Raw genomic sequence first — 22,820 nt, forward strand, 5'->3', positions numbered from 1 at the left:
GACCACGGAGCAGCGGATAATGACCCGGTGTCCAGTCCAGTGGTCTCGGCTCGGGAAGCCGAAGTGCTTGCGTTGCTCGGGGAGCACCTCAGCAACGCGGAGATCTCCGCGCGCCTGTTCATCTCGGTGCGCACGGTCGAGTCCCATGTCTCCGCCCTGCTGCGCAAGCTCGACGAACCGGACCGGAGGGCGCTCTCCCGGCGGGCGGCGGACCTCGCCCGCGCCGCCCGGCCCCGCCCGGCGGCCGTCCTCCCCGCACCGCTGACGGCGTTCATCGGCCGGGTGCGTGAACGCGCCGAACTGGCCGAGGCGGTCAAGACGCGTCGGCTGGTCACGGCGGTCGGCCCGGGAGGGGTGGGCAAGACCCGGCTCGCGCTGGCGGTGGCGGCGGACGCGGCCGGTGACTTCGCCGACGGGGTGTGGTTCGTCGACCTGGCCCCGGTCACCGACCCGGCGCGGGTCGGCGCGGCGGTCGCGGTGGCCGTCGGTGTGGGCGAACAACCGGGGCGCGGCGCCGAGGAATCGGTGCTGGCCGCCCTGGCGGACCGCGAGGTGCTGCTGGTCCTGGACAACTGCGAGCAGATACGCGACGGTGTCGCGCCCTTCCTGGAACGCCTGCTGGTCGCCTGCCCGAGGCTACGGGTGCTCGCGACGAGCCGCGCTCGCATGATGGTGCCGTTCGAATGGGTCTTCCCGGTGCCGCCGTTGTCCTCGGACGGCGGCCCCGACTCGGAGGCCGTGACCCTCTTCCTGGAACGGGCGGCGGCGGTCGGTCGGCCACCGGAACCGGCCCTGCGCGACAAGATCGCGGCCATCTGCGAACGCCTCGACGGTATGGCGCTCGCGATCGAGCTGGCGGCGGCACGCTGGCCCACCCTCGGACTGGACGGTCTCACCGCCGGCCTCTCCGACCAGCTGCGCATCCTCGCGGGCGGCCCCCGCGCGGACGACCGGCACCGGTCGGTACGGGCCGCGCTCGACTGGAGCCATGATCTGCTGGAGCCGCCGGACCGGGCGCTGCTGCGCCGGATCTCGGTGTTCGTCATGCCGTTCACCGCCGAGGCGGCAGGCGTCGTCGCCGGGTTCGCCCCCCTGGAGCCGACGGCGGTCGCCGACGGGCTGGGCCGACTCGCCGAACAGAGCCTGCTCACCGCGACACCGACCGCGACCGGCACCCGCTACCAGGCGCTGGAGACCATCCGCCAGTACGGGACCGAGCGGCTCGCCGGCGCCGACGAGCTGACGGACGTGCGATCGCGCCACGTCGCCTGGTGCCTGGCCGGTGCGACCGCGCTCAGCGGAGCCGAGGGCCCGGACTGGCGCGCACGCTTCGACGCCGTCGCCGACGACCTCCGAGCGTCCCTCGCCTGGGCCGCCGCCCGCCCGGACCACCGCACGGTCGCCCACCGCCTGGCCCTCGCTCTCGCCGGTCTGGCCTTCACCCGCAACCTGCTCGGCGAGAGCCAGCAACGATATGAGCAGGCGGCGGCGCTTGCCGATGACGGGGCCGGGCGAGGAGACACGAGGGGCGTCGCGGCCGCCGAGGGCCGCGCGGTGGCGGACGCGGCCGATGCGGTGGGGGACGAGGCTGGTGCGGGGCGTGGCGCGGGTCGTGGTGCGGACGGTGCCGCCGCCGCTGCCGAGGCGCTGCGGGAGGCCGCCGGGGTGGCCGGCTGCCGTCGGCTCGGCGATGACATGTACCGCCTGCACCGCGCGGCCGCCGAGGCCGCCCGCCGCGCGGGCGACCCCACCGGCGCGGCCCGCGACCTGGCAGCCGCCGCCACCGTCGCGTACCGCTTCTCCAGCGAGTTCGCACATCTCCCCACGCCTGCCGAGGTCACCGGGTTGCTCACCACGGCCCGCCGACTGTCCGGCGCCGTCGACCCGGTGCCCCATCCGTCGACCTCCCCGCCCCCCGATCCGGCGGCCGATCCGACGGTCGAGGTCGAGGTCGAGGCTGACGCCGTGGCCGCTCTCGCTCTCGCCGAAGCGGCCGTCGTCATGGATGCCTTCGGGGCGGTTCAAGGGGACGTGGACAACAGCGCGGGGGAGACCGTCGCCTGTGCCGAGCGGGCCGTCCGGCTGGCTCGGCGGGCGGGGGACCCGGTGGCCGAGTCCGCCGCTCTCGACGCGCTGTCCGGGGCCCGGACCTGGGCCGGTGACCCGTTCGGCGCGGCGGCCGCCGCCCGACGCCGGATCGAGGTCCTGGCCCCGGTGCCGCACACCCCCGCCGGCACGCAGGAGCGGATGGACGCCCTCGCCATGGCCGCCGGGACCGCCCTCGGCGTGGGCGAGCTGGCGCAGGCCCGCCGGTGGGGCAGACACCTCGCCGACCACCCCCTGCTCGCCGAGGTGGAACACCACGCCTCGTCCTGGCTGCTGGTCGCGGACGCCTTCGCGGGCAACGGCAGGGACGTGCTCACCGGCAGCGAGCGCTTCCTCGACGCATGGCGCCGCAGCGGCAGGCAGCGGTCGTTCTCCCTCGGCCCCGCCGCCGCGTCCGTCGCGATGATCCACGGCCTGCGCGGCGACCACGGGGCGCGGGCGAGCTGGCTGGCGGTCGTCAAGGAGGCCGGTACGGCGTCGGAGCACCACCACGGCTACGGCGCGGTCTTCGACGCCATGGTGCTCCTCCAGGACGGCGACCCGGACGCGGCACTGGCCCGGGTCGCGCCGGAACCGGACCAGGTGTGGAAGTGGGTCTCCTGGATCTGGCACCACTGGTACGTGGGCCTGCGCGTCGAGGCCTCGGTGCTCGTCGGCCACCCGGAGGCCCGCGCGCGGGTCGCCGCAGCCCGGCACCTGGTCGCGGGCAACCCGGTCGCCACCGCCCAACTGGACCGGGCGCAGGCGCTCCTGGACGGCGACCTGTCCGGTCAACTCGCCGCCGCGACGGCGTTCGACGCCGCGGGCTGCCCCTACCAGTCGGCCCGCACCCTCCTCCTCGCCGGAGGCGATCACACCGCCACCGGCAGGGCCGCCCTCGCCGCCCTCGGCCTGGCCCCCGGCTCCTGAACGTCGGTGCGCGGGTGTCAGCGGCCCTTGCGCACCCGGGCGGCCGCGCGGGCCTCCGCCGCCTTCCGCGCCTCGGCGGCCTTGCGGGACTCCTTCGCGGGGCGGCCCGGCCGGGTGCCGAGACCACGGAAGGGCGCGTTGCCACCGCTGGTCCTCGTCCCGGTCGGTGGCCGCCTGGCCCCGGTGATGGCGCTCAACTGCGCCTCGCCGGACCGCACTTGGGTGACCGTCGGCCGGATTTTGGCCTCGGACATCATCCGGTTGACGTCGCGCCGCTGGTTGGGTGTGACCAGGGTGACGACCTTCCCGGACTCCCCGGCGCGCGCCGTGCGCCCGCCGCGGTGCAGATAGTCCTTGGCGTCGGCGGGCGGGTCCACGTTGACGACGAGGTCGAGCGCCTCGATGTGGATGCCCCGGGCCGCGACGTTGGTGGCCACCAGCACGGTGACCGCACCGTCCTTGAACTGCCCCAGCGTGTGCGTGCGTTGGGGCTGCGACTTGCCGCTGTGCAGGGCGGCGGCCCGTACGCCACTGGCCCGCAGATGGCGGGTGAACTGGTCCACCCCGGCCTTGGTGTCGAGGAACATCAGCACCCGGCCGTCCCGCGCGGCGATCTCGGTCGCGGTCGCGTACTTGTCGGCGGGGTGGATGTTCAGCACATGGTGTTCCATCGTGGTGACCGAGCCCGCGACCCGGTCGACGGAGGCGAGCACCGGATCGTGCAGGTGGTCGCGGACCAGCTGGTCGACATCGCGGTCGAGGGTGGCGGAGAACAGCAGCCGTTGCCCGTCGGGACGGACCTGGTCCAGGATCTCCGAGACCTGCGGCAGGAAGCCCAGGTCGCACATCTGGTCCGCCTCGTCCAGCACCGTGATCCGGACCCGGTCGAGGTGGCAGTCACGGCGCGAGATCAGGTCGGCCAGCCGTCCCGGGGTCGCCACGACCACCTCGGCGCCGGTCCGCAGCAGCGCCTGCTGCTTGTTGATCGACAGCCCGCCGACCACCGTCGCCAGCCGCACCCCCAGGGTCCGCGCGTACGGCGTCAGCGCGTCGCTCACCTGCTGCGCGAGCTCCCGGGTCGGCACCAGGACCAGTGCCAGGGGCCGCTTGGACTCCGCCCGCGACCCGGCCGTCCGGACCAGCAGCGCGAGCCCGAACGCCAGCGTCTTTCCCGAGCCGGTCCGCGCCCGGCCGAGGACGTCACGGCCGGCCAGCGCGTGAGGCAGCGTCGCCGCCTGGATCGGGAACGGCTCCCGCACCCCGAGCTCGGTCATGGTCCGCAGCAGCTCCGGCGGCAGCCCGAGCGCGTCGAAGGACTCCGCCGGCGGCAGCTCCCCGGACACCGCCTCCGGCGTCGAGGACTCGTCCCACGGCTCGGTGGCGTGCCGGAGCGGGTCGGCGGCGGAGAGCCCGGAGGCCGAGGACGGCGGCTTCGCGTTCAATGGGGAACCCTTCCTGGTGTGGTCGCCCGGAACGCGCCGGGGCCCGTACCCCTCGGTACGGGCCCCGGCGGTGTCGAAGCGTGCCCCCATTTTACCAGCGGGCACCCACGGGCCGCCCCGCCCGCTCGCCCTCTGCCGCGGCACTAGAAGTTGCCGTAGTTGACCTGCCAGGTCGGCAGCCCCATCCGCCGCCACACGGCGACGACCCGGTCCCGGTCGTCGAGGGAGACCCGTACCGCGAAGCGGTGCCGCACATGCCGGTCGAAGAGCTCCGCCTTCACCACGTCGTCGCGACGTTGGTCGCCGGCCGCCCGCATCCACAGCTCGTCGTACGGCACCTCGTGGGCGCGCAGCCACGCCTCCGTCCGGGCGCGGTGCTCCTCGCCGCGCCCGGAGAGCAGGACGACGACATCGCCGTCGGCGCTGCGGAAGGAGCGCAGCGCGCCGCGCACCGACACGTTGAGCAGATCCTCCTCGCAGCGCGTGAAGTCGTAGGCACCCCGGTCGCCCCGGATGGCGAGCGTGCCGTCGATGTCGCACATGACCGCCGAGGGGAGCGCCGGGTCCGCGGTGTACGGCTCGACGGCGGGCTCGTCGTTCAGCCACTCCGCCGTGAGTCGCCAGCCGCCCCTGCGGGACTTCTCGTGCTTGTCGGCGAGGATCCGGATGATCTCCTCGCCGACCGGCCGCTCCCGCTCGGCGTCGCGCCGCAGGCACTCCTCCACCGGTACGTCGGTGAAGTCGTGCACCACGAACGTGGCCAGCCCCGCCACGGCAGCCTTCAGCCGCTTGGGGATGTGCGGGGTCATGTGCGTGTTGTCCACGACGACGTCGAAACCGCCGTCGACGGCCGCGCGCACCGCCGCGTCCTGGATCGCCAGCACGGTCTGCTCGTGCGCGTACGACCGACGCTCGGCCCCCTCCGGCAGCGGGACGTCGAGCATCGCCCGCAGATCGTCGAGGTTGACCCGGCGCATCCGGCCCCCGGACTCCGCCTGCAGCTCGCGCGCGGCCGTCGTCTTCCCCGAGGCGGGCAGCCCCGTCATGACGTGTACCACGGGCACGGTCAGTTCTCCTCGTCGTTCTTGAAGGGGTCGGCCGCCTCCGGCCGGGTGGAACGGTACGTCACGAGGACGGTCGGGCGTCCGTCCAGGCGCTGGAACATGGCGGGGCGCACGGCCGCGTCGGGCAGTTCCCGCACCGCGCGGGCGAACGCGCCCCGGTCGCCCGCGAGATGCGCGAGTGAACGGAACGCCTTGTCGATCGCCCGCTCGCGGTCCTCGACCTGTTTGTCGATGCCCGCGACGACCCCGCGCACCCAGGCGTCGAACTCGTCGGGCACCTGCTCCAGCAGCGCGTCCAGCGGCCGCCCGCCGGACGCGACGACGTCCTCGGCCGAGCAGTTCAGCGCCTGCGCCACCTGCTTGGCGGGCAGCCCCGCGAACCGCTGGATGCCGTGACCGCGCCAGATGTCCCGCTCGGTCACACCGGTCAGCACCTTGTGGAGCCGCACGTACTCGGCGAACTTGGCCTTGGCCCGTACACCCGAGGCGAAGCGCAGGACGAAGCCCTCCGCGTCGGTTCCCGTGGCCGTCAGGCCGCCGGGCAGCCGGTTGCCCTCCGTCATCGCCAGCAGCTCGGCGAGCGGCACGGCGGGCCGGACGGTGACGACCGAGCCGATGCCCCGCCACCCCACGGCGGCCTCCGCCAGGGGGACTTCGGTGCCGTCCTTGGCGAACGCGGCCAGCAGCACCACGTCCCGACGGTCGCCGTAGTCGACGACGATCCGGTTCTCCGGGTACAGGATCTCGGCCAGGTAGGTCACCCCGGGCACGAGACCGGACGTGTCCTTGGCGTCGAGCAGTCGCTGCGCCCAGGTGGCCTGCACGCTCACGAACGACCCCTTGGACGCGACCCGCCACCGGCCCGCGTAGTGGAACACCACCGCCAGACTGCCGTCGACCTTGTCGTACACCTCGAACGGCTCGTCCGGGAGGCTCGGGGCGTAGGGCTGACCGGACTCGTGCTCACCGACGTTGAAGAACTTCGGCAGCGGCAGCGCGACGATCTCCCCGGTGCCGTCGTCGGCCACGAGGCCCCGGCAGCGCGTGGTCACGCGGTTCCACACCCGCTCGTACTGACATGTCCTCGTGTACGTGTAGATGGACAACGGCAGTTCCGGGTGCGACTTGCGCGTGACGTGCCCCGCTTCGAGCGCCGCCGCGAGCTCCTCCGGCGGCAGCAGCTCATGAAGAGTCAGGTGTGCCTGGCTCATGGTGTTCCTCCCCTTGCTGGCTCCTGATTGTCACGTGGGGGGCGGCCCCGGGCCCACCGATTTTCGGTGGAGCGCCGCAGCTCATCCGCCGGGTGCCACCGCACGTGACACCCTTGCCAGCAGCGTCTCGACCTCCGCGCCCCAGCGAGAGCTGATCACCAGGTCGCGCGCCGGGTCGACCCACAGCAGATGGTTGCCGCCGTTGCCCCGGGCGCAGCGGCCGGTCGCGGGCGCCGAGGGCCAGACCGTGCGGTCGTCGTTCAGCCACCACGACAGGCCGTAGTTCGGCTTGACCCGGCAGGGTGTCCACGACTGCTCGATCCACCGCCGTGAGAGGACCCGCCGCTCGCCCCACGCCCCGGCTCGCAGGCAGAGTTGACCGACGCGGGCCAGATCGAGAGCGCTGATCCACAGGCCGCCGCCCCAGTGCGCGCCACCGGACACCACGGGCACCCGTACGCCGTCGATCTCGGCCACGGAGGTGCCGTAGCCGTGCCAGGACCAACCGTCGGACGCGCCGATCGGCGTCATGATCCGCTCGCGCAGGAGGTCCGGCAGGGAGCGGCCCGTCAGGACCGTGAGCGCGAGCGCGGTGAGGTTCACCCGGACGTCGTTGTAGGCCCAGCCCGCGCCGGGCGGTCCGCCCGCCGACTCCGTTCCCTCACGCGTGCTCTGGGCGTCGACGCGCGTCGGTTTGCCCCACAGCTCGCCCTCCCACTGACTGGTCTGGGCGAGCAGATGCCGCCAAGTGATCGCGCGCCCGTGGGAGTCGGCGAACTGGGGCAGAGGGACCGAGTCGGCGACCGGCTCGTCCAGCCGCAACAGGCCGTCGTCGAAGGCGACGCCCGCCACCAGCGACAGCACGCTCTTCGTCGCGCTGTACGCCATCTCCGTACGCGTCGGATCGCCCCACGAGGCGATGACCTCGCCCCGCCGCACCACGACGCCACTGGCGCCACCGCCGTCGAGGAGCGGCCCCACCACCTCGCGATGGGACGCGTCCGCCACCTGGGCCGCGAGATACGACGCCATGTCGTCCACGCCGGCCACCGCGCGCACGGCCTGCTCGCGCACGGCCCGCGCCAACTCCTCCTGGTCCACCCCCCGCCACGGATCCCCGCGCCGACGGCCCCTACCCTCCAGCGCGCCCCCGCCCCACTCCGGACACTCCGACACCCTCACGCCTCTCCCTTCTTCTGCTCCCGGCCCCGCCCCTCGTTCTGGTTGCGGTCCCGCCGGGCCTGCCGCTCCGGGAACTTGATCAGACGGATCTCGCCCCGCACAAGCCGTTCCCGCCCGTCGTCGTCGCCGACTCGGCTGGGTAGTGGCGGTAGGCGCGCCGCCACCCCGCAACGGAAGGAAGGTCCGCCGTGGACGCCGATCCACGTGACGGTGTGGGACGAGACCGAGGGCGCGGGCACCCCCGCCGTCTTCGTGCACAACAGCTTCACCTGGGGCAGCGACGAGACGTACGGCTTCGCCGCCCAGCGGCCGTTGGCCGACCGCCACCGACTGCTCCTGGTGGACCGCCGGGGCTACGGCGACAGCCCCGACACCGTACGCGGCGACTTCGACACCGACGCGGACGACCTGGTGGACGTGCTGACGGCCCAGGACGGCGGGGCGCACCTGGTCGGGCACGGCAACGGCGGCCTGGCCGCCATGCTGGCCGCCGGAGGCCGCCCCGACCTCGTGCGCTCCCTGACCCTGATCCAGCCCTCCGCGTTCGCCGCGGCGGCCGGGCACCCGGTGATCGACGCCATGATGCGGCGGGTGCGGGAAGGGCCCACGGTCCCGGAGTCGGTGACGCCGGAGCAGTTTCTGCGCGCCTCCACGGAGGGCATCGGCATGACCATGCCCGAACCGACCCCGCGGCGGCTCCGAGCCGTGGCCACGTCCATGCGCGAACGCCCCGTCTGGGAGGCGGCGGGGCCGCTGGAACCGCTGCGTGCGGCACCCTGGCCGACGCTGGTGATCTGCGGGACCTGGCAGGACGCGCCGGAGCAGTACCGCGCGTACGTCGGTGAGGCACTGATCGCCTGCGCCGAGGCGGTGTCCGACGCGCTCCACGCCCGCCTGCTCCGGGTCCCGGGCTTCTACCGTTCCTAAGGACTGAGCGGGAGTGAGTCCGTTCAGCCGCGCGCCCCGAACGGTCTTGGGCGAGCTGGTCCCCGGCGTTCTCTACTCCGGGGTGGCGACACGCATCCTGTGCGTGGTCCGGGCCCGGGAGGCCAGTTCCCTGCGCGACCTGGCCAATTGAGTACGGCCAAAGGCGACGGGGAGGCCCCGAACCATCCTCTGGTGGAGCAGGGGCCCCGCACGCTGACGCCGTACCCGGTGTCCCAGGTCGCACGATCACGTTAGCCCGATCAGCCCAGGGCACCGCAAGCCCGCAAGCGGACCATCACACGATCGAGCTAATTCGGCCTCGTGTGCACTCCTTGGCGAGCAGCTACCAACCCCCACATCCAGCAACCGACCACCGTCAACGCCGCGTTGCGCGCACTGTGGTCCTGAGGCGGGGACGCGTTCGGCTGGACCGCGCGTCCCGGGAACTTCTGACTGTGGTGTGCGTCACTCTCTGGCTGCTGCGAGGTCGATGTGCACGATCATGATCAGAATGAACGCTCGTTTCGTCGGCATCCCCGAGCTGCGCGAAGCTCCGACCGTGGCGGTGGTGGTCGACGTCATGCGCGCTTTCACCGTGGCCGCCTGGGCGTTCGCCCAGGGCGCGGAGAAGATCGTTCTCGCCGAGTCGCTCGACGACGCCTTGGCGCTCAAGGCCGGTCACCCCGACTGGGTGACGCTCAAGGACGGTCCGCCGGCGCCCGGATTCGACGCCGTCAACTCGCCGGGCCTGATGCGGTCCATGGATCTCGGCGGACGGACCGTCATCCAGAAGACCACGGCGGGGACGGTGGGCGCGCTCGCCGTGAAGGACGCCTCGTTGGTGCTGTGCGCCGCCTTCGTGGTGGCGGAGGCCACGGCGCGGGTCCTGCGGACGCGCGGGCACGACGGCGTCACGTTCGTGGTCACCGGCGAGGACGGGCGGGCCGACGAGGATCTGGCCTGCGCCCAGTACATCGCCCGCAGAGCCTCCGGGGACGGGGAGGGGGCCGCCGGCGCCGCGCCCGGCGCCGGGACGGACGCCGCTGACTTCCTCCGCCGTGCCGCCGGGTCGCGGGCCGCGGCCGAGCTGGCGGAAGGCGTGCGTCAAGGGGTCCATCCCGATGACGTCGCCCTCTGTCTGGAGCTCGACCGGTTCCCCTTCGCCATGGTGGCGACCCTGGAGGGCCCGCTCATGGTCCTGCGTCCGTGTGACGTGCCTGCGCCGACGGAGGGCGCCCCCCTCTGAGGGGACCGCGCAGTCGGCAGGGCGTCCGTGCCCTTCGTGCGTCAAGGCCGGGCCGCCTGTTCATCAGGGTGGGTGAGCCTGCGCGTTCCGGCGCGGTGTCAGGGGGAGGGATGCGGTGCGTCCGGACCCCAACTCCCGCCCCACCTGAAGGTGTTCTCCCATGTCCCTGACCGCGCCCGCGTCGTCCGCCGTCGGCCGTTCGTACGGCGAGCAGAGCCCGGTCGACATCCGCCCGCTGGATGTCGACCATGCCGCGCTGCCGCCCCTGCGCTTCGCCCACCCGACGACGCTCGACCTGGAACTGCACTTCGACGACCCTGACCACCATCGGGCCGAGACCGGACCCCTGCGGAATGGCCGGCCCGACTGCGTGCGGGACGACGAGGGGACCGTGAAGGCCGTGCCACCACCCGGCGGGGAGTGCCGGGTGCGGGTGGGCGCGGACCGCTACGAACTGGTCGACGTGCACTGGCACACGCCGTCCGAGCACACCGTCTCGGGCGTGGCGTTCCCGATGGAACAGCACATGAGGTACCGGCGGGTGACCGATGAGGACGGCGCGGCCGGAGCGGGGAAGGACAGCGGGTTCGCGGTCGTCGGCGTCTTCGTGCACCCGGGCCGGGCCAACGACTCCCTCGACCGCCTGCTCACCTCGGCACGCCGCGCCGCGGAACGCTGGGAGGTCCCCGGCGTCGAACTCGACGCGCTGCTGCCGTCCTGCACCGAGTCGTATCGCTACCTCGGCTCCACCACCGTCTGCCCCTACACCCCCGGAGTGCGCTGGATCGTGCTGACCCACCCCGTCCAGGCCTCCGCCACCGCGCTGGCCCACTACCGGACGGTCTTCCCCGAGGGCAACGCCCGCGCCGTACAGCCCCTCGGTGACCGGCGCATCGTCGGCGACCGCCACCGGTGGTGGTGACGGCGCGGCGGGCCGTACCCGCCGCGCCGACCGTGGTCAGGAGTGCGGGTGGCCCGACGCGTGGCCCGGAACGCCGGCCCCCTCGTACGCGGAGACCGCCAGCCGGGGCCAGCCCCGGATGTCGCGTCGCAGCTGCCGGTCGTGTGTGGCGACGACGACGGCCGCGTCCGTGGTGTGCAGGGCCTCGGTGAGTTCGTCGACCAGGGCGATGGACAGGTGGTTGGTCGGCTCGTCCAGCAGCAGGACGTGCGGCCGGGTGGCGAGCGCCAGGGCGAGGTCGAGCCGCCGCTGCTGCCCCGTCGACAACTCCGCCACCGGCTTCTCGGCGTCGCGGGAACCGAGCAGACCCAGCGCTCCGAGCCCCACGACCTCGCCCTCCGTGAGGGCCCCGGTCGTCACCAGCCGAGCGGTGTGCCTCTCGTACAGGTCACGGGCCGGTCGCCGGGTCGGGTGCGGCGACTCCTGCCCCAGCAGGTGCACCCGTACCTGGCGCGCCCGGTGCACCCGGCCCGTGGTCGGGGCGACCTGCCCGGCCAGGACCGACAGGAGCGTGGACTTGCCCGCCCCGTTCGCCCCGGTGACGGCCAGCCGGTCGCCGGACGCCACCTCCAAGGTCGTCGGCCGGCGCAGTCTGTCCCGGACACTCACCTCCTGGGCGCGCAGCAGCAGGACGCCGGTGCGGACGGGAAGTTCGGGCATGTGGAAACGCCGTGGCGGTACGGGCGCGGTGACCTGGTGGCGTTCCAGCTCGTCCTGGCGGCGGTGCACGGAGCGGGCCAGCGCGCCGGCCCGGGTGGCGCGTTGGTGCTTGCCGGTGCCCTTGTCCGGGCGCCAACCCGTGATCAGCCGGTTCCGGGCCTCCGACAACGCCTCCCCGAGGCGGGCCTGTTCGGTCCGCTGCTGCTCGTACTCCGCCTCCCACCGAACGAGTTCGGCCTCTCGGCCCTCGCGATAGCCGGCGTAGCCACCGCCGTGGACCCGCGGCCGGCCGTCCCGCGTGGGGTCGAGGTCGAGGATCGTGGTGGCCACGTCGGACAGCAGCGCACGGTCGTGGCTGACCACGACCACACCTCCGGAGTGGGCACGCAGCCTGGCGGTCAGGTACTCCAGCCCCGCCAGATCGAGATGGTTGGTCGGCTCGTCCAGCAACAGGAAGTCGTACTCGGCACCCAGCAGACACGCCAGCCGGATCCGGTGGCGCTGACCGACGGAGAGCGTGGCGAGCGGGCGGGTCCGGTCACCGACCGCGCCGAGCCCGGCGAGGGCGACGTCGACCCGGCGGTCGGCGTCCCAGGCGTCCAGCGCCCGCGCGGCCTCCAGCGCGTCGGTGTACGCGTCCTCGGCGCCGGGCCGCCCCTCGGCCAACGCCGCCGTGGTCGCGTCCAGTCGCCGTAGTGCGGCACGGGTGTCGACGAGGTGCTCGTCGACGACGTCGCCGACCGTGCGCCCGTCCTCGGCCGGCGTCTCCTGCTCGGCCAGCGCGAGGGTGCCGACCCGCTGGACCTCCCCCTCGTCGGGAATCAGGGCACCGGCCAGGACATGCAACAGGGTCGACTTGCCGCGCCCGTTCTCGCCGACCACGCCCCAGCGCGTTCCCGGGGACACCTTCATCTCCACGTCGTGCAGCACCCGTCGACCGCCGCGGTCGACGCGGACGCCGGTACAGGTCAACTGAGCCCGGTCGCGGGCAGGCAGGGTAGGGACAGTCACGTTCTCTTCCTCCACAAGGAGGCACACGTCACCCCTGGGACCGGTGGAATCACTGGGACCACTGGGACCACTTGGGCCACTGGGGGAGCGCACCGAAACTCTGACGTACGACCCGGCCCGACATGGAGCGGGGGGTCGCGGGCGAACTCGTGGCTCCCGACTCGTCACACAGGTGAGGAGCGGAGCCCTGGCCCGGTCAGAGGTAGAGGACGTCAATCATTCGACGAGCGTAGCCACGCGCTGAACCGGACGGCCACCGAATATCGAGCCCCCGGGAAGGGGGACGGGGGCGGGGCGCATGTGTGACGAGGCGCTTCGCGGGCCACGGGCGGGACCCGACCGTGGTGTCGGCCTCAGCCGGCCTCTTCGGCTGCCGCGCGCAGGCGGCGGACGACCCGGCGGACGGCGGGGGAGGTCTCGTCACGGCGGTGGACGCCGACGAGGCGGGTGGTGAGTGAGACGTCGGCGAGGGGGCGATGGGCCACGCCGGGCATCCGCACGCACCGCACCGAGTCCGGTACGAGGGCGACACCCAGGCCGCCGCCCACGAGCGTCAGGGCGGCGACGAAGTCCTTGACGGGTGGCGCGAGTCGGGCCTGGAAGCCGCCGATGTCCGCCACCTCGTTGATCTGGTCGCGGAAGCCGTGCTCCTCGTCGAAGTGGGGCACCACGAACCGTTCCCCGGTCAGCTCCGCGGCGGGCACGGCCTCCAGGGCGCTCAGCCGGTGCTCCTCGGGGAGGGCCAGCACCATCTCCTCCGTCAGCAGGCAGACGGCCGTCAGGTCCGGCGGGTACTCCGGCCGCCACCGCAGAAAGCCCACGTCGATGCGGCCCGAGCCGAGCGCCTCCAGCTGGGCCGGCGTCTCCATCTCCCGCACCCGTACGGTCACGTCCTGCTCGTGCCGCGCGCAGTCGGCCAGCACCCGGGTGAGCACACCCGAGAACGCGGCGGAGGCGACGTACGCGATCTCGGCCTCGCCCAGCTCGCCCCGGCCCGCCCGTCGGCCCACGGCCTCGGCCTTCGCGACCTGGGCCAGGGTCAGCCGGGCCTCGGTCAGGAAGAGCTCGCCCGCGCCGGTCAGCCGGATCCGGGAGCGGCGGCCACGGTCGACGAGCCGCACGCCCAGCTCGGTCTCCAGCGCCTTGATCTGGGCGCTCAAGGCCGACGGGGCGAGATAGAGCCGGTCGGCGGCATGCCCGAAATGCAGGTCCTCGGCGACCGCCACGAACGATGTCAGCCAGCGCAGTTCCACCGTCGGCTCCTCGTGTTCGCGGAATCCCGTGCCGCGATCATCGTCCGCGCTCCTGCCTCGCGACAACCGCGCCGCACCTTGTCTATGCTAACGATAGCATGGGGTCGCCCCGGGCAGCGTCCCGCTGGTGCGGCTCCTCCGTCACGCGGCGAGCGCGGCCGGTTCACCGAGGCGGGCGGCGGCCGTGCGCCAGGCGGCGGTCACCGCGGCGTGCGCCTGCAGAGTGTTCGACGTGTGGTCGTCGGTGAGGGAGAGGGGCGCCCCGACGTGGACATGGAGCGCGGGGCGGCGCAGGGGAGCGGTGAACAGCCCCGCCACCTGCTTGGCCGTGTTGCCGGAGGTGACCCGGCGGGCCCCGGCCTGGCCGACGGGGACGACGGGGGCTCCGGTGCGTGCCGCGAGCCGGGTCAGGCCGCTGCGGAACGCCCCGGGCGCGGCCTCGGCGGCGTCCTTGCGGACCGGGATCCCGCCCTCGGCGTAGATGAGGACCGTCCGGCCCCGCGCCAGTGCGGCGGCGGCGAGATCGAGCGCGTCGGCGGCGCGTGGGTCCCTCCGGTGCACCGGGATGTACCCCTCGCGGGTGAGCGCGCGGCCCAGCAGGGGGATCCGCCACAGGCCGGCGGCGCCCATGGCGACCGGCTCGATGCCGAGGCGGTGCAGCGCGGCGAGCACGATCGCGGGATCGGCGAGGGAGGTGTGGTTCGCGACGACGATGCTGCCCGGTGTCCAGACGGATCCGGCATCGGTGGTCACCGTGAGACGTCCGACGGCGGGCACCAGGACGTCGGCGAGGCGGCTGAACATGAGGTCTCTCCCGATCTCGACCAGCAGGACCCCCATCGTCGGGGCGCCCGCGGCCCGGGATCTTGAGTGCGCGTACTCACCTTCGCGGGTGCTGATACCCAGAGTCGGGGCACGGGACTGGATCCTCCGGGAGTACGGCGACTGTCTGATCGCCATCAACACCAGAGCGCGAGGTCGCCGGACCGCGTGCCTCCGCGTAGCCGTCACGGTGACATCTTGCCTGTCCTATCGATTTTCGATAGATTTCTATCGTTGGTCGAGTGAGGTGGAGGAGGGTGTCGTGGGGAAGCTGACGGTGCTGGCATTGCGGGCCGTGATCGTGGGGTTGTTCGTCGGCTCGGCGTTCGTGCAGGCGGTGATGGTGCCGCTGTTGGCCGCGGATCTGGAAGGGCTCGACGCGGATGTGGCCCATGTCCGGACGCCGACGCTCGTGATCGTGGTCCTCGGCGTGGTGACCGTCCAGGTCGTCCTCGTCTGTGTGTGGCGGCTGGTGACGATGGTCCGGCGGGACACGGTCTTCTCCCACGCGGCCTTCCGGTACGTGCACGGCGTGATCGGCGCGATGGTGGCGGCGGCGCTCCTGGTGTTCGCGCTCGGTGTGGTCCTGGCGCCGGGCGAGGCGGTGGCCCCCGGCGTCGTGCTCCTGCTCGGCGGCGTCGGTCTGGCGGTGCTGGGGATGGCGCTCATCGTCCTCGTCCTGCGGATGCTGCTCGCGCAGGCCGTCAACCGTGACGCCGAGGCGACGCGGATGCGGGCCGAGCTGGCCGAGGTGATCTGATGCCGATCGCCGTCGACATAGACGTGATGCTGGCCAGGCGGAAGATGTCCGTGGGCGAACTCGCGGAACGCGTCGGTATCACCCCCGCCAACCTGGCGGTGCTCAAGAACGGCCGCGCCAAGGCCGTCCGCTTCACCACCCTCGCCGCGCTCTGCGAGGTGCTCGAATGCCAGCCGGGCGACCTGCTCCGCTGGGAGACCGACCACCCTTCGGACACCGGTCGCCCTTCGGACACCGGTCACCCTCCGGACGCCGACCAGAGCTCCGACCCCGACCGCATGTCCGACCCCGACAGGCTCGCGGCCACCGACGGCTTCACGCCCACCGACGGCACCACGGCCGGAGCGCGGCCATGACCGCTCACGCGCCACACCCGCTGCTCTTCCTGGACGTCGACGGAACACTCCTGCCCTACGGCGGCGGACGGCTCCCCTCGGCCGCCGAGGAGTGGGTCGACTGGCAGCACACGTCGAACCCTCAACTGGCGAAGATCGACCGCGCGCACGGGCCGCGCCTGCTGCGGCTGACCTGCGAGCCGATGTGGGCCACCGCGTGGATGGACGACGCCAACGAGGTGATAGCCCCGCTGCTCGGGCTGCCACGTTGGCCCGTCGTGGAACTGCCGGAGGCGCCGGAGGAGGACCGGGGGGATCTGCTGCACTGGAAGACCCGAGCACTCGTCCGCGCGGCCGCCGGACGGTCGTTCATCTGGGTCGACGACGAGATCACCGATCTCGACCGCGTCTGGGTGGCGCGGCATCACCCGGGGCGGGCCCTCCTGCACCGCGTCGAACCCGAAAGGGGGCTGACCGCCGCGGATTTCACGGTGTTCCAGGGCTGGTTGCGCGCCGGGTGACGAACGCCGCCGCCGGCAGCCGCAGATGCTCGGAGGCCGTGGGCAGCCACAGCCCGAAGCGGTGCTCCAGCCACTCCATGACCTCGGGCGCGGTCACGCTCCTGTCGGTCGGCCAGGCGAGCGCCGACGGGTCGACGCCGTCGTCGTAGGCGGGGAGGCCGGGGTCGAAGGAGGACAGGACCCGCCCGTCGACGGCGTACTCGACCCGTTGCGTGGCGTTCACGTCCCGGCAGACGGTGACGACACGGGTTCCACGGGAGAGCGCGGGCAGGTAGTCGCGGGCGGAGACGTACGAGGTGGAGGCCTGGACCGCGAAGGCCCAGCCTTCGATCGCCCCCGCCCGGAGCACGGCGTCGACCTCCGGCCGCAGGAACCCCCGTTCCTCGACCGCCTCCACGTCCAGGCCGTCGAGGTGGTCGAGGTCGAAGGGCTCGTCGGCGGCGTTGCGGACCTCGATCTCCTGGGCCTCGTCACGGGTCAGCGGGAACAGCGACTCGGGCCGCGCACCGAGCCGCAGGAGCACCTGCTCCGGTGCCAGACCCTCACCGAAGACGAGGGTGTGGCCGAGCGGGTATGCCTGGCACACCCAGCGGAGTCCGTCAGTCATCGGACCATCCTGGCAGTCCCCGCCGGGACGCGGTCGAGGTTCCGGGCGCGCTACCGAACGACGAACGACGCGACCAGCCGCCCCGCCCGGCAGCTGCGCCGACTTGGGGTGGACGGCGCAGTTGGCCCCGCCCCAAGGCTTCTCCTAGTCGAGGTCGGTGGAAGCGAGGACCCGTACGTCCCAGGGGCCGAGTTCCACTGCCGTGCCCGCCGCGACGGACGAGTCGTCCAGCGCGTCGGTGAGATCGGTCGGGGCCGGGACGCTCGCGGGCTCCCAGCTCCAGTTGTGGACGATGTGGACGCGCCGCCCGTCCGCCGCCGTGCCGGTGGTCGCGGTGACCGACTCCGGCAGCTCCGCCCAGCCGTGGCGCGCGACCGGCGCCAGCCACTCGGCCAGCGCCCGCCCCAGGCGACGGTCGGGCACCGTACCGACGTACGTGATCCGTCCCGCGCCGTGCCCGCGCGTGGTGAGCGCGGGCCAGCGGCCGAAGTGCGGGTGGTCGTACGAGGCCAGCACCTCGGCGCCGTCGACGGTGAGTCCGTCCGCCCAGTGGGTCGCCGCCGCGCCCTCCGGCAGCCGGAACGGGCTGTCGGGCCTCGGACGCACCGGGATCTCGCCGGTCAGGTTGCTGAACTCGTCGTAGTGGACGCCGGCCGCCGCCGCCAGCCGCCCGGGGGCCGGTTCGGTACGGGCCCGTGCCTCGTGGTCGGCGTACCCGGTGCGCGGGCTCAGCACCAGATGGCCACCGGCCGCGGCGTACGCGGCGAACCAGTCGAGGGTGGCGTCGGCGGCGAGATACAGCGCCGGGACGACCAGGACCGGATGGCGGCGGACCGCCTCCTCCGGCGACAGGCCCTCCCGCTCCCCGCTAGGGTCGTGCAACTGCCGGGCGTGGACGATCCGGACCTGGCGGCCCGCGTCGAAGGCACCCCGGTAGAACGGGTCGAAGATCCGGTGGTAGGCGGTGGGGTCCGGTGCGCCGTCCGGCGTGGCGAGCGGCGGGTACTTCTGCATCAGCCACTTGCTGGGCGTGGAGTACACCAGGGTGATGTCGGCGTCCGGTTCGAGACCGGCGACGAGCGGACCGGCCGCCTCGAACTCCGCGCCGAGACGGGCGAGTTCGGCGTACGTACGGCCGGGCTGCCCGGTGTGGGGGAGGATGCCGCCCCAGTAGGTCTCGGCGCCGAAGTGCAGGGTGTGCCAGTGCCAGTACTCGATCATCCGGGCGCCGCGCGCGACGAGTGCCCAGGCCGCCTGCCGCCACTGTCCGTCGTAGCCGGGGCGGTTGTCCCAGGCCATGCCGATCGAGCCGGCGTTGGTCTCGGTGACGAGGAACGGCTCCTGGCGGGAGGAGAACATCCAGTCGGCGGTCTGGTACAGCGCCCACACCCCGGTCGTCTTCCACTTCTGCTCGTGGCCGTCGGGCGTGGGGTCGGGGAGCAGCAGTCCGTCCTGCATGTCGTAGTACGGGTTGCCGGAGGCGATGTCGAGACGGTCGGTCAGCTCGTCGTCCTCCACCCCCTGGCGGGTGTAGGAGATGCAGGTGGTGACGAACTGCTCGGGCCGGGCGTACTCGCGCACGAGGTCGGCCTGCCAGCCGATGAACTCGGTGACCTGCCGGGCCTGGAACTCCCGCCACGCGACGTCGTACTGGGGCTGTTCGTTGCCGTCCGGGGTCCACAGGTCGGCCCACGTCGACAGCCGGTGCGACCAGTAGACGAGCCCCCACTCCCGGTTGAGGGTCTCCACGTCGCCGTACTTCGCGCGCAGGTGGTCCACGAAGCGCTGGAAGACGCCGTGGTTGTGGAAGAGGTGCAGACCGGGCTCGTTGTCGACCTGGAAGCCGATGACGGCGGGGTGGTCGGCGTACCGGCCCACCACCTTGCGGATGATCCGTTCGGCGTGGAAGCGGAACGCCGGGTGGGTGAAGTCCACCTCCTGCCGGGCGCCCCAGCCGATGCGCTCGCCGGTGCGCCGCTCGCCGGTGAGCTCCGGGTACTGGCGGGCCAGCCATGGCGGTACGGCGTACGTCGGGGTGCCGAGCACCACGGAGATGCCGCGCTCGTGGGCGCCGTCCAGGACGGGCTGGAGCCAGTCGAGATCGAACGTCCCGTTCTCCGGCTCCCACGTGGACCACACCGACTCGCCGACCCGGATCACGGTCACATGGGCGTCGGCCATCAGGTCCAGGTCGGTCTTGAGCCGCTCGGCGGGCCGTTCGTACGGCTGGTATTCGTGGTAGTACGCGGCGCCGAACAGGACGCGGGCAGGCAGAGCCGCCATGAAGGGAAACCTCCGAGAGAAAGGGTGAGGGGGGAGTGGGACGAGGGCGGTGGGCCCTACTGTTTGACCCCGCCGGTGGCCAGACCGCTCTGCCAGTAGCGCTGCAGCATCAGGAACGCCACGACCAGCGGGACGATCGAGATCAGGGAACCGGTCACGACCAGCGCGAGCATGTCGCTGCTGGCGCCCGCCCCGCCGTTCTGGGCCTGCGCGGCCCACGAGGCCAGGCCCACGGTGATCGGGTACAGGTCGGGGTCGTTGAGCATGATCAGCGGCAGGAAGTAGTTGTTCCAGGTCGCCACCAGCGTGAACAGCAGTACCGTCACCACCCCGGGAGCCATCAGCCGCAGGGCGATCCGGAAGAAGATCCGGGCCTCTCCGGCACCGTCGATCCGGGCGGCCTCCAGAATGCTGTCGGGGACGGAGTCCGCGGCGTAGACGCGCATCAGGTACAGGCCGAACGGGTTGACGAGGGACGGCAGGATGATCGCCCAGGGGGTGTTGGCCAGGCCCGCCTGCGCGAACAGCAGATAGGTCGGGATGGCCAGCGCGGTGGTCGGGACCATGACGGCGCCGAGGATGAGGTTGAAGGCGGCCCGGTCGCCGCGGAACCGGAACTTGGCGAACCCGTACCCGGCCGCCGCCGCGAGCAGCGCGGCCCCGACCGCGCTGACCCCCGCGTACACGACCGTGTTGAGCAGCCAGCGCACGAAGACGCCGTCGTCCTGGGTGAGCGTCTCCTTGATGTTCGTCAGCAGCTGCGGGGCGTCGGAGAACCACAGGCCGAAGCTGTTGAACAGGTCCTGGGTGCTCTTGGTCGAGGCGATCAGCAGCCAGAACAGGGGCAGCAGGAAGTAGGCGAGGGCCGCCAGCATGGCGATCGTGAGCGGGTTGCTGCGGCGGGCCGGGCTCGCCCTGCGGTGGGTGAGGCGCGCCGGCTTCTTGGCGGTCCCGGTCACCGGGGGCGCGGGGATCGTCGTGGTCACGGGGTCCTCCTGCGGTTCGCGGTGAGCAGGACGCCGTAGGAGGCGATCACGATGACCAGGCCGAGGAGGAAGGACACCGTGGCCGCGTAGTTGACCTGCTGGCCGGTGAAGGCGAGGGAGTAGGCGTAGAGGTTGGCGGTGTAGGAGCTGCTGATGACGTCCGGGGCGATCTTCATCAGCAGGTTCGGCTCGTTGAACAGCTGGAAGCTGCCGATCACGGAGAACAGCAGGGTGAGCAGCAACGCCGGGCGGAGCGCGGGGAGTTTGATCGACCAGGCGATGCGCCAGGCCCCGGCGCCGTCCATCGCGGCCGCCTCGTACAGCTCGTGCGGGACGGTGCGCAGGGCGGCGTACAGGATGATCATGTTGTAGCCGACGAACTCCCAGGTGACGATGTTCGCCAGGCTGCCGAGCATCCAGCCCTCACTGAGGAAGCGCGGGACCGGCAGGTCCAGGTTCCGGCTCAGCTGGGCGAACGGGCCGAAGTCCGGGCCGTACAGATAGCCCCACATGAGCGCGGCGACCACGCTGGGCACGGCGTACGGGACGAAGATGCCCAGCCGGATCACCCGGGCCAGGCGCAGCAGACCGCTGTCGAGCGCGAGCGCGAACAGCAGGGCGAGCAGCAGCATCACGGGGACCTGGACGACGAAGAACAGCGCCACCCGGCCGACGCCGTGCAGGAACTGGGAGTCGCCGAAGGCCTGGACGTAGTTGTCGAGGCCGACGAAGACCGTCCCGCCGATCAGACGCGTCTGGAAGAGGCTCAGATAGGCGGCGTAGCCGAGCGGGGCGAGGAAGAGCAGGACGAACAGCACCAGGAACGGTGCGACGAAGAGCGGTCCCGCCGAGCGGTGGCGGCGCGGGCGGCCCGGCCGGGAGCGGTCCTCGGCGGTGGACGGGGTGGCGACGGCCATGTCAGCTCCCCTGGACGGTGAAGCCCTGGTTCTTGGCGTACGTGGTCATCCGTGACTGCCAGGTGCCGAGGGCGGCGACCGTGTCGGACTTGTCGGCGAGGGACTTGCCGACGGTCTCGGTCCAGTCGGTCGCCGCCTGGTCGAGGAACGGCGGCCACTGGAAGGAGGGGTCGACGGTGGCGCTGATGTCGGCGAAGACCTGGTTGACCTTCTGGCCGCCGTAGAAGGACGGCGCGTCCGACACGAACTCCTGGTCGGTGAGCAGGGCCTTGGTCGCCGGGAAGAAGAACTGCTCGGTGGCGAACATCTTGGCGGTGGCCGGGTCGCTGTTGAGGAACTGCGCGAACACTGCCGCCGCGACGGGGTTCTTGGTGGAGCGGATGACGGCGGTGGTGGAGCCGCCCCAGTTGCCCGCCTTGGGCTCGGCCGCGTCCCACTGGGGGAGCGGGGCCGCGCGCCACTTGCCGGCGGTGGCCTTGGCGGAGCCGGAGAGGAAGGCGGGGCCCCAGGCGGCGGTGATCCAGGTGGCGTACTTGCCCTTGTTCAGGCCGGCGTACCAGCCGTCGGTGAAGTCCGGGTCGGTGCTGATCACGCCCTCCTTCGCCAGCCCGCCCCAGTAGGCGCCGAGCTTCTCGGAGACGGCGTCGTCGACGCTGATGGTGATGTCGCTCTTGCCGGAGGTGGCGTACGGCTTGGCACCGGCCTGCCAGAGCAGTCCGTGCCAGGCGGCGGGCTGGTTGGCCGCGAGGTTGGTGAGGTAGACGTCGGGGTCGGCCTCGTGGAGCTTGCGCGCGGCCTCGGCGAACTCGTCCCAGGTGCCCGGCACCTCGATGCCGTGCTTGTCGAAGATGTCCTTGCGGTAGAGCAGACCCATGGGGCCCGTGTCCTGCGGGATCGCCCACACCTCGCCCTTGGCGCCGCTGACCTGCCCCCACGTCCAGTCGACGAACCGGTCCTTCAACTCGGCGGCCCCGTACGGGCGCAGGTCCAGCAGGCTGTCGGTGATGGTGAACGTCGGGATCGCCTGGTACTCCATCTGCACCATGTCCGGGGCGCCGCTGCCGGCCTTCAGCGCCGTGCGCAGCTTGGTGTACTGCGGGGTGCCCTGACCGGCGTTGACGACCTTCACCTTGACGGCCGGGTACTTCTTCTCGAAGAGCGCGATCTCCTTGGCGATGTTCGGGACCCAGGTCCAGAACGTCAGCTCGGTCGGCGTCTTCATCGCCTTGTCGATGTCGGCCTGGCTGACGGGCGCGGCCGAGCCGGAGGAGCCGGAGGAGTCACCGCCGCCGCAGGCGGTCAGGGCCGCCCCGAGCGACAGGGCACCCGTGGTGGTGAGGAACAGCCGACGGCTCATGGGAGAGGAGGATGCGGCTGTGAACGCGTTTCTGGGCATGGTGAACTCCGGCTGGTGGCGAGGGTGATGGCGGCACGCCCGAGACGGACGTACGGAGACGTGCGGGCTGTGGGGGCTGGGGCTGTGGGGGCTGTCGGGGCGCGACGCGACGCGCCCCGGCGCGGCTGACCGACTTGGTCGGGAGCGAGGGAGCGAGGGAGCGGGAGAGTAAGGGAGTGTCGATACCCGGGGCAGACGCGTGAACCTGGTTCAGGACACGC

The 22,820-nt window shown here is 72.6% G+C and carries 19 protein-coding genes and 1 pseudogene; 8 read left to right on the forward strand and 12 right to left on the reverse strand.

Annotation, left to right across the window (positions count from 1 at the left end):
* The first annotated feature begins 27 nt into the window (after positions 1–27).
* Positions 28–3,015: an ATP-binding protein gene (locus RM704_RS00715; protein ID WP_037657904.1), complete on the forward strand. Its 2,988-nt coding sequence runs from the start codon at positions 28–30 to the stop codon at positions 3,013–3,015.
* A gap of 17 nt (positions 3,016–3,032) precedes the next feature.
* Here the strand turns inward: RM704_RS00715 and RM704_RS00720 are convergent, their stop codons facing one another.
* The 4 genes from RM704_RS00720 to RM704_RS00735 form a co-directional block, all read right to left on the reverse strand.
* On the reverse strand, positions 3,033–4,457 hold the full coding sequence (locus RM704_RS00720; RefSeq protein ID WP_033528704.1) for a DEAD/DEAH box helicase: 1,425 nt from the start codon (positions 4,455–4,457) through the stop codon (positions 3,033–3,035).
* Between the two features lie 143 nt (positions 4,458–4,600).
* A complete protein-coding gene (locus RM704_RS00725; protein ID WP_311588687.1) occupies positions 4,601–5,521 on the reverse strand; it encodes a phosphatase domain-containing protein in 921 nt (306 codons plus the stop codon).
* A gap of 2 nt (positions 5,522–5,523) precedes the next feature.
* A complete protein-coding gene (locus tag RM704_RS00730; RefSeq protein ID WP_033528705.1) occupies positions 5,524–6,732 on the reverse strand; it encodes an RNA ligase in 1,209 nt (402 codons plus the stop codon).
* 81 nt (positions 6,733–6,813) lie between these two features.
* Complete coding sequence (locus RM704_RS00735) at positions 6,814–7,914, reverse strand: serine hydrolase domain-containing protein (RefSeq protein ID WP_311588690.1); 1,101 nt, start codon at positions 7,912–7,914, stop codon at positions 6,814–6,816.
* 204 nt (positions 7,915–8,118) lie between these two features.
* On the opposite strand from RM704_RS00735, the gene RM704_RS00740 reads away from it, so the two are divergent.
* The 4 genes from RM704_RS00740 to RM704_RS00755 all read left to right on the forward strand — a co-directional run bounded on the left by RM704_RS00740 (position 8,119) and on the right by RM704_RS00755 (position 11,009).
* Positions 8,119–8,841, forward strand: a complete 723-nt coding sequence (locus tag RM704_RS00740; protein ID WP_052146161.1) for an alpha/beta fold hydrolase — start codon at positions 8,119–8,121, stop codon at positions 8,839–8,841.
* Positions 8,842–8,854: 13 nt separating this feature from the next.
* Positions 8,855–8,992: a hypothetical protein gene (locus RM704_RS00745; protein ID WP_157856723.1), complete on the forward strand. Its 138-nt coding sequence runs from the start codon at positions 8,855–8,857 to the stop codon at positions 8,990–8,992.
* A 360-nt stretch (positions 8,993–9,352) separates the two neighbouring features.
* Positions 9,353–10,087, forward strand: a complete 735-nt coding sequence (locus tag RM704_RS00750; protein ID WP_311588692.1) for a 2-phosphosulfolactate phosphatase — start codon at positions 9,353–9,355, stop codon at positions 10,085–10,087.
* Positions 10,088–10,247: 160 nt separating this feature from the next.
* Positions 10,248–11,009 carry a carbonic anhydrase family protein gene (locus tag RM704_RS00755; RefSeq protein ID WP_033528706.1) on the forward strand — a complete coding sequence of 254 codons (762 nt, stop codon included), beginning with the start codon at positions 10,248–10,250 and terminating at the stop codon, positions 11,007–11,009.
* A 36-nt stretch (positions 11,010–11,045) separates the two neighbouring features.
* Here RM704_RS00755 and RM704_RS00760 read toward each other — a convergent pair whose 3' ends face one another.
* From RM704_RS00760 to RM704_RS00770, 3 genes are all read right to left on the reverse strand, one after another.
* On the reverse strand, positions 11,046–12,719 hold the full coding sequence (locus RM704_RS00760; RefSeq protein ID WP_033528707.1) for an ABC-F family ATP-binding cassette domain-containing protein: 1,674 nt from the start codon (positions 12,717–12,719) through the stop codon (positions 11,046–11,048).
* 353 nt (positions 12,720–13,072) lie between these two features.
* Positions 13,073–14,038 (reverse strand): LysR family transcriptional regulator, encoded by a 966-nt coding sequence (locus tag RM704_RS00765; RefSeq protein ID WP_311588696.1) that lies wholly within the window; start codon positions 14,036–14,038, stop codon positions 13,073–13,075.
* 75 nt (positions 14,039–14,113) lie between these two features.
* Positions 14,114–14,776: a lysophospholipid acyltransferase family protein gene (locus RM704_RS00770; RefSeq protein WP_078937230.1), complete on the reverse strand. Its 663-nt coding sequence runs from the start codon at positions 14,774–14,776 to the stop codon at positions 14,114–14,116.
* A 280-nt stretch (positions 14,777–15,056) separates the two neighbouring features.
* Here RM704_RS00770 and RM704_RS00775 point away from each other — a divergent pair, with 280 nt between their 5' ends.
* The 3 genes and pseudogenes from RM704_RS00775 to RM704_RS00785 all read left to right on the forward strand — a co-directional run bounded on the left by RM704_RS00775 (position 15,057) and on the right by RM704_RS00785 (position 16,410).
* Positions 15,057–15,554, forward strand: a complete 498-nt coding sequence (locus RM704_RS00775; protein WP_033528709.1) for a DUF2975 domain-containing protein — start codon at positions 15,057–15,059, stop codon at positions 15,552–15,554.
* Positions 15,554–15,781: pseudogene (locus RM704_RS00780) on the forward strand (helix-turn-helix domain-containing protein); the annotation flags it as partial. The gene RM704_RS00775 and the pseudogene RM704_RS00780, both read left to right, overlap by 1 nt.
* 125 nt (positions 15,782–15,906) lie before the next feature.
* Positions 15,907–16,410 carry an HAD domain-containing protein gene (locus RM704_RS00785; RefSeq protein WP_033528710.1) on the forward strand — a complete coding sequence of 168 codons (504 nt, stop codon included), beginning with the start codon at positions 15,907–15,909 and terminating at the stop codon, positions 16,408–16,410.
* Here the strand turns inward: RM704_RS00785 and RM704_RS00790 are convergent.
* The 5 genes from RM704_RS00790 to RM704_RS00810 form a co-directional block, all read right to left on the reverse strand.
* Positions 16,376–17,017, reverse strand: coding sequence for a DUF6461 domain-containing protein (locus tag RM704_RS00790; RefSeq protein WP_052146162.1), 642 nt, complete (start codon positions 17,015–17,017; stop codon positions 16,376–16,378). The genes RM704_RS00785 and RM704_RS00790 overlap by 35 nt on opposite strands.
* Positions 17,018–17,161: 144 nt before the next feature.
* The gene (locus RM704_RS00795) at positions 17,162–19,300 is read right to left on the reverse strand and encodes a beta-galactosidase (protein WP_033528711.1); all 2,139 of its coding nucleotides are present in this window, start codon (positions 19,298–19,300) and stop codon (positions 17,162–17,164) included.
* Positions 19,301–19,356: 56 nt separating this feature from the next.
* Positions 19,357–20,286: a carbohydrate ABC transporter permease gene (locus RM704_RS00800; RefSeq protein ID WP_033528712.1), complete on the reverse strand. Its 930-nt coding sequence runs from the start codon at positions 20,284–20,286 to the stop codon at positions 19,357–19,359.
* Positions 20,283–21,203, reverse strand: a complete 921-nt coding sequence (locus tag RM704_RS00805; protein WP_033528713.1) for a carbohydrate ABC transporter permease — start codon at positions 21,201–21,203, stop codon at positions 20,283–20,285. Before RM704_RS00805 ends, RM704_RS00800 begins: the two co-directional genes overlap by 4 nt.
* A gap of 1 nt (position 21,204) precedes the next feature.
* On the reverse strand, positions 21,205–22,599 hold the full coding sequence (locus RM704_RS00810; protein WP_033528714.1) for an ABC transporter substrate-binding protein: 1,395 nt from the start codon (positions 22,597–22,599) through the stop codon (positions 21,205–21,207).
* Between the last annotated feature and the right edge of the window lie 221 nt (positions 22,600–22,820).

Origin of the sequence: Streptomyces gottesmaniae (genome assembly GCF_031845845.1) — a bacterium.
GTDB classification, from domain to species: domain Bacteria; phylum Actinomycetota; class Actinomycetes; order Streptomycetales; family Streptomycetaceae; genus Streptomyces; species Streptomyces akebiae.

Excerpts from the sequence above, each read along its gene's own strand:
- RM704_RS00730 (WP_033528705.1), bottom strand. The coding sequence starts at position 6,732 with ATGAGCCAGGCACACCTGACTCTTCATGAGCTGCTGCCGCCGGAGGAG.
- RM704_RS00750 (WP_311588692.1), top strand. The coding sequence starts at position 9,353 with ATGAACGCTCGTTTCGTCGGCATCCCCGAGCTGCGCGAAGCTCCGACC.
- RM704_RS00755 (WP_033528706.1), top strand. The coding sequence starts at position 10,248 with ATGTCCCTGACCGCGCCCGCGTCGTCCGCCGTCGGCCGTTCGTACGGC.
- RM704_RS00770 (WP_078937230.1), bottom strand. The coding sequence starts at position 14,776 with ATGTTCAGCCGCCTCGCCGACGTCCTGGTGCCCGCCGTCGGACGTCTC.
- RM704_RS00785 (WP_033528710.1), top strand. The coding sequence starts at position 15,907 with ATGACCGCTCACGCGCCACACCCGCTGCTCTTCCTGGACGTCGACGGA.
- RM704_RS00790 (WP_052146162.1), bottom strand. The coding sequence starts at position 17,017 with ATGACTGACGGACTCCGCTGGGTGTGCCAGGCATACCCGCTCGGCCAC.
- RM704_RS00795 (WP_033528711.1), bottom strand. The coding sequence starts at position 19,300 with ATGGCGGCTCTGCCTGCCCGCGTCCTGTTCGGCGCCGCGTACTACCAC.
- RM704_RS00805 (WP_033528713.1), bottom strand. The coding sequence starts at position 21,203 with ATGGCCGTCGCCACCCCGTCCACCGCCGAGGACCGCTCCCGGCCGGGC.
- RM704_RS00810 (WP_033528714.1), bottom strand. The coding sequence starts at position 22,599 with ATGCCCAGAAACGCGTTCACAGCCGCATCCTCCTCTCCCATGAGCCGT.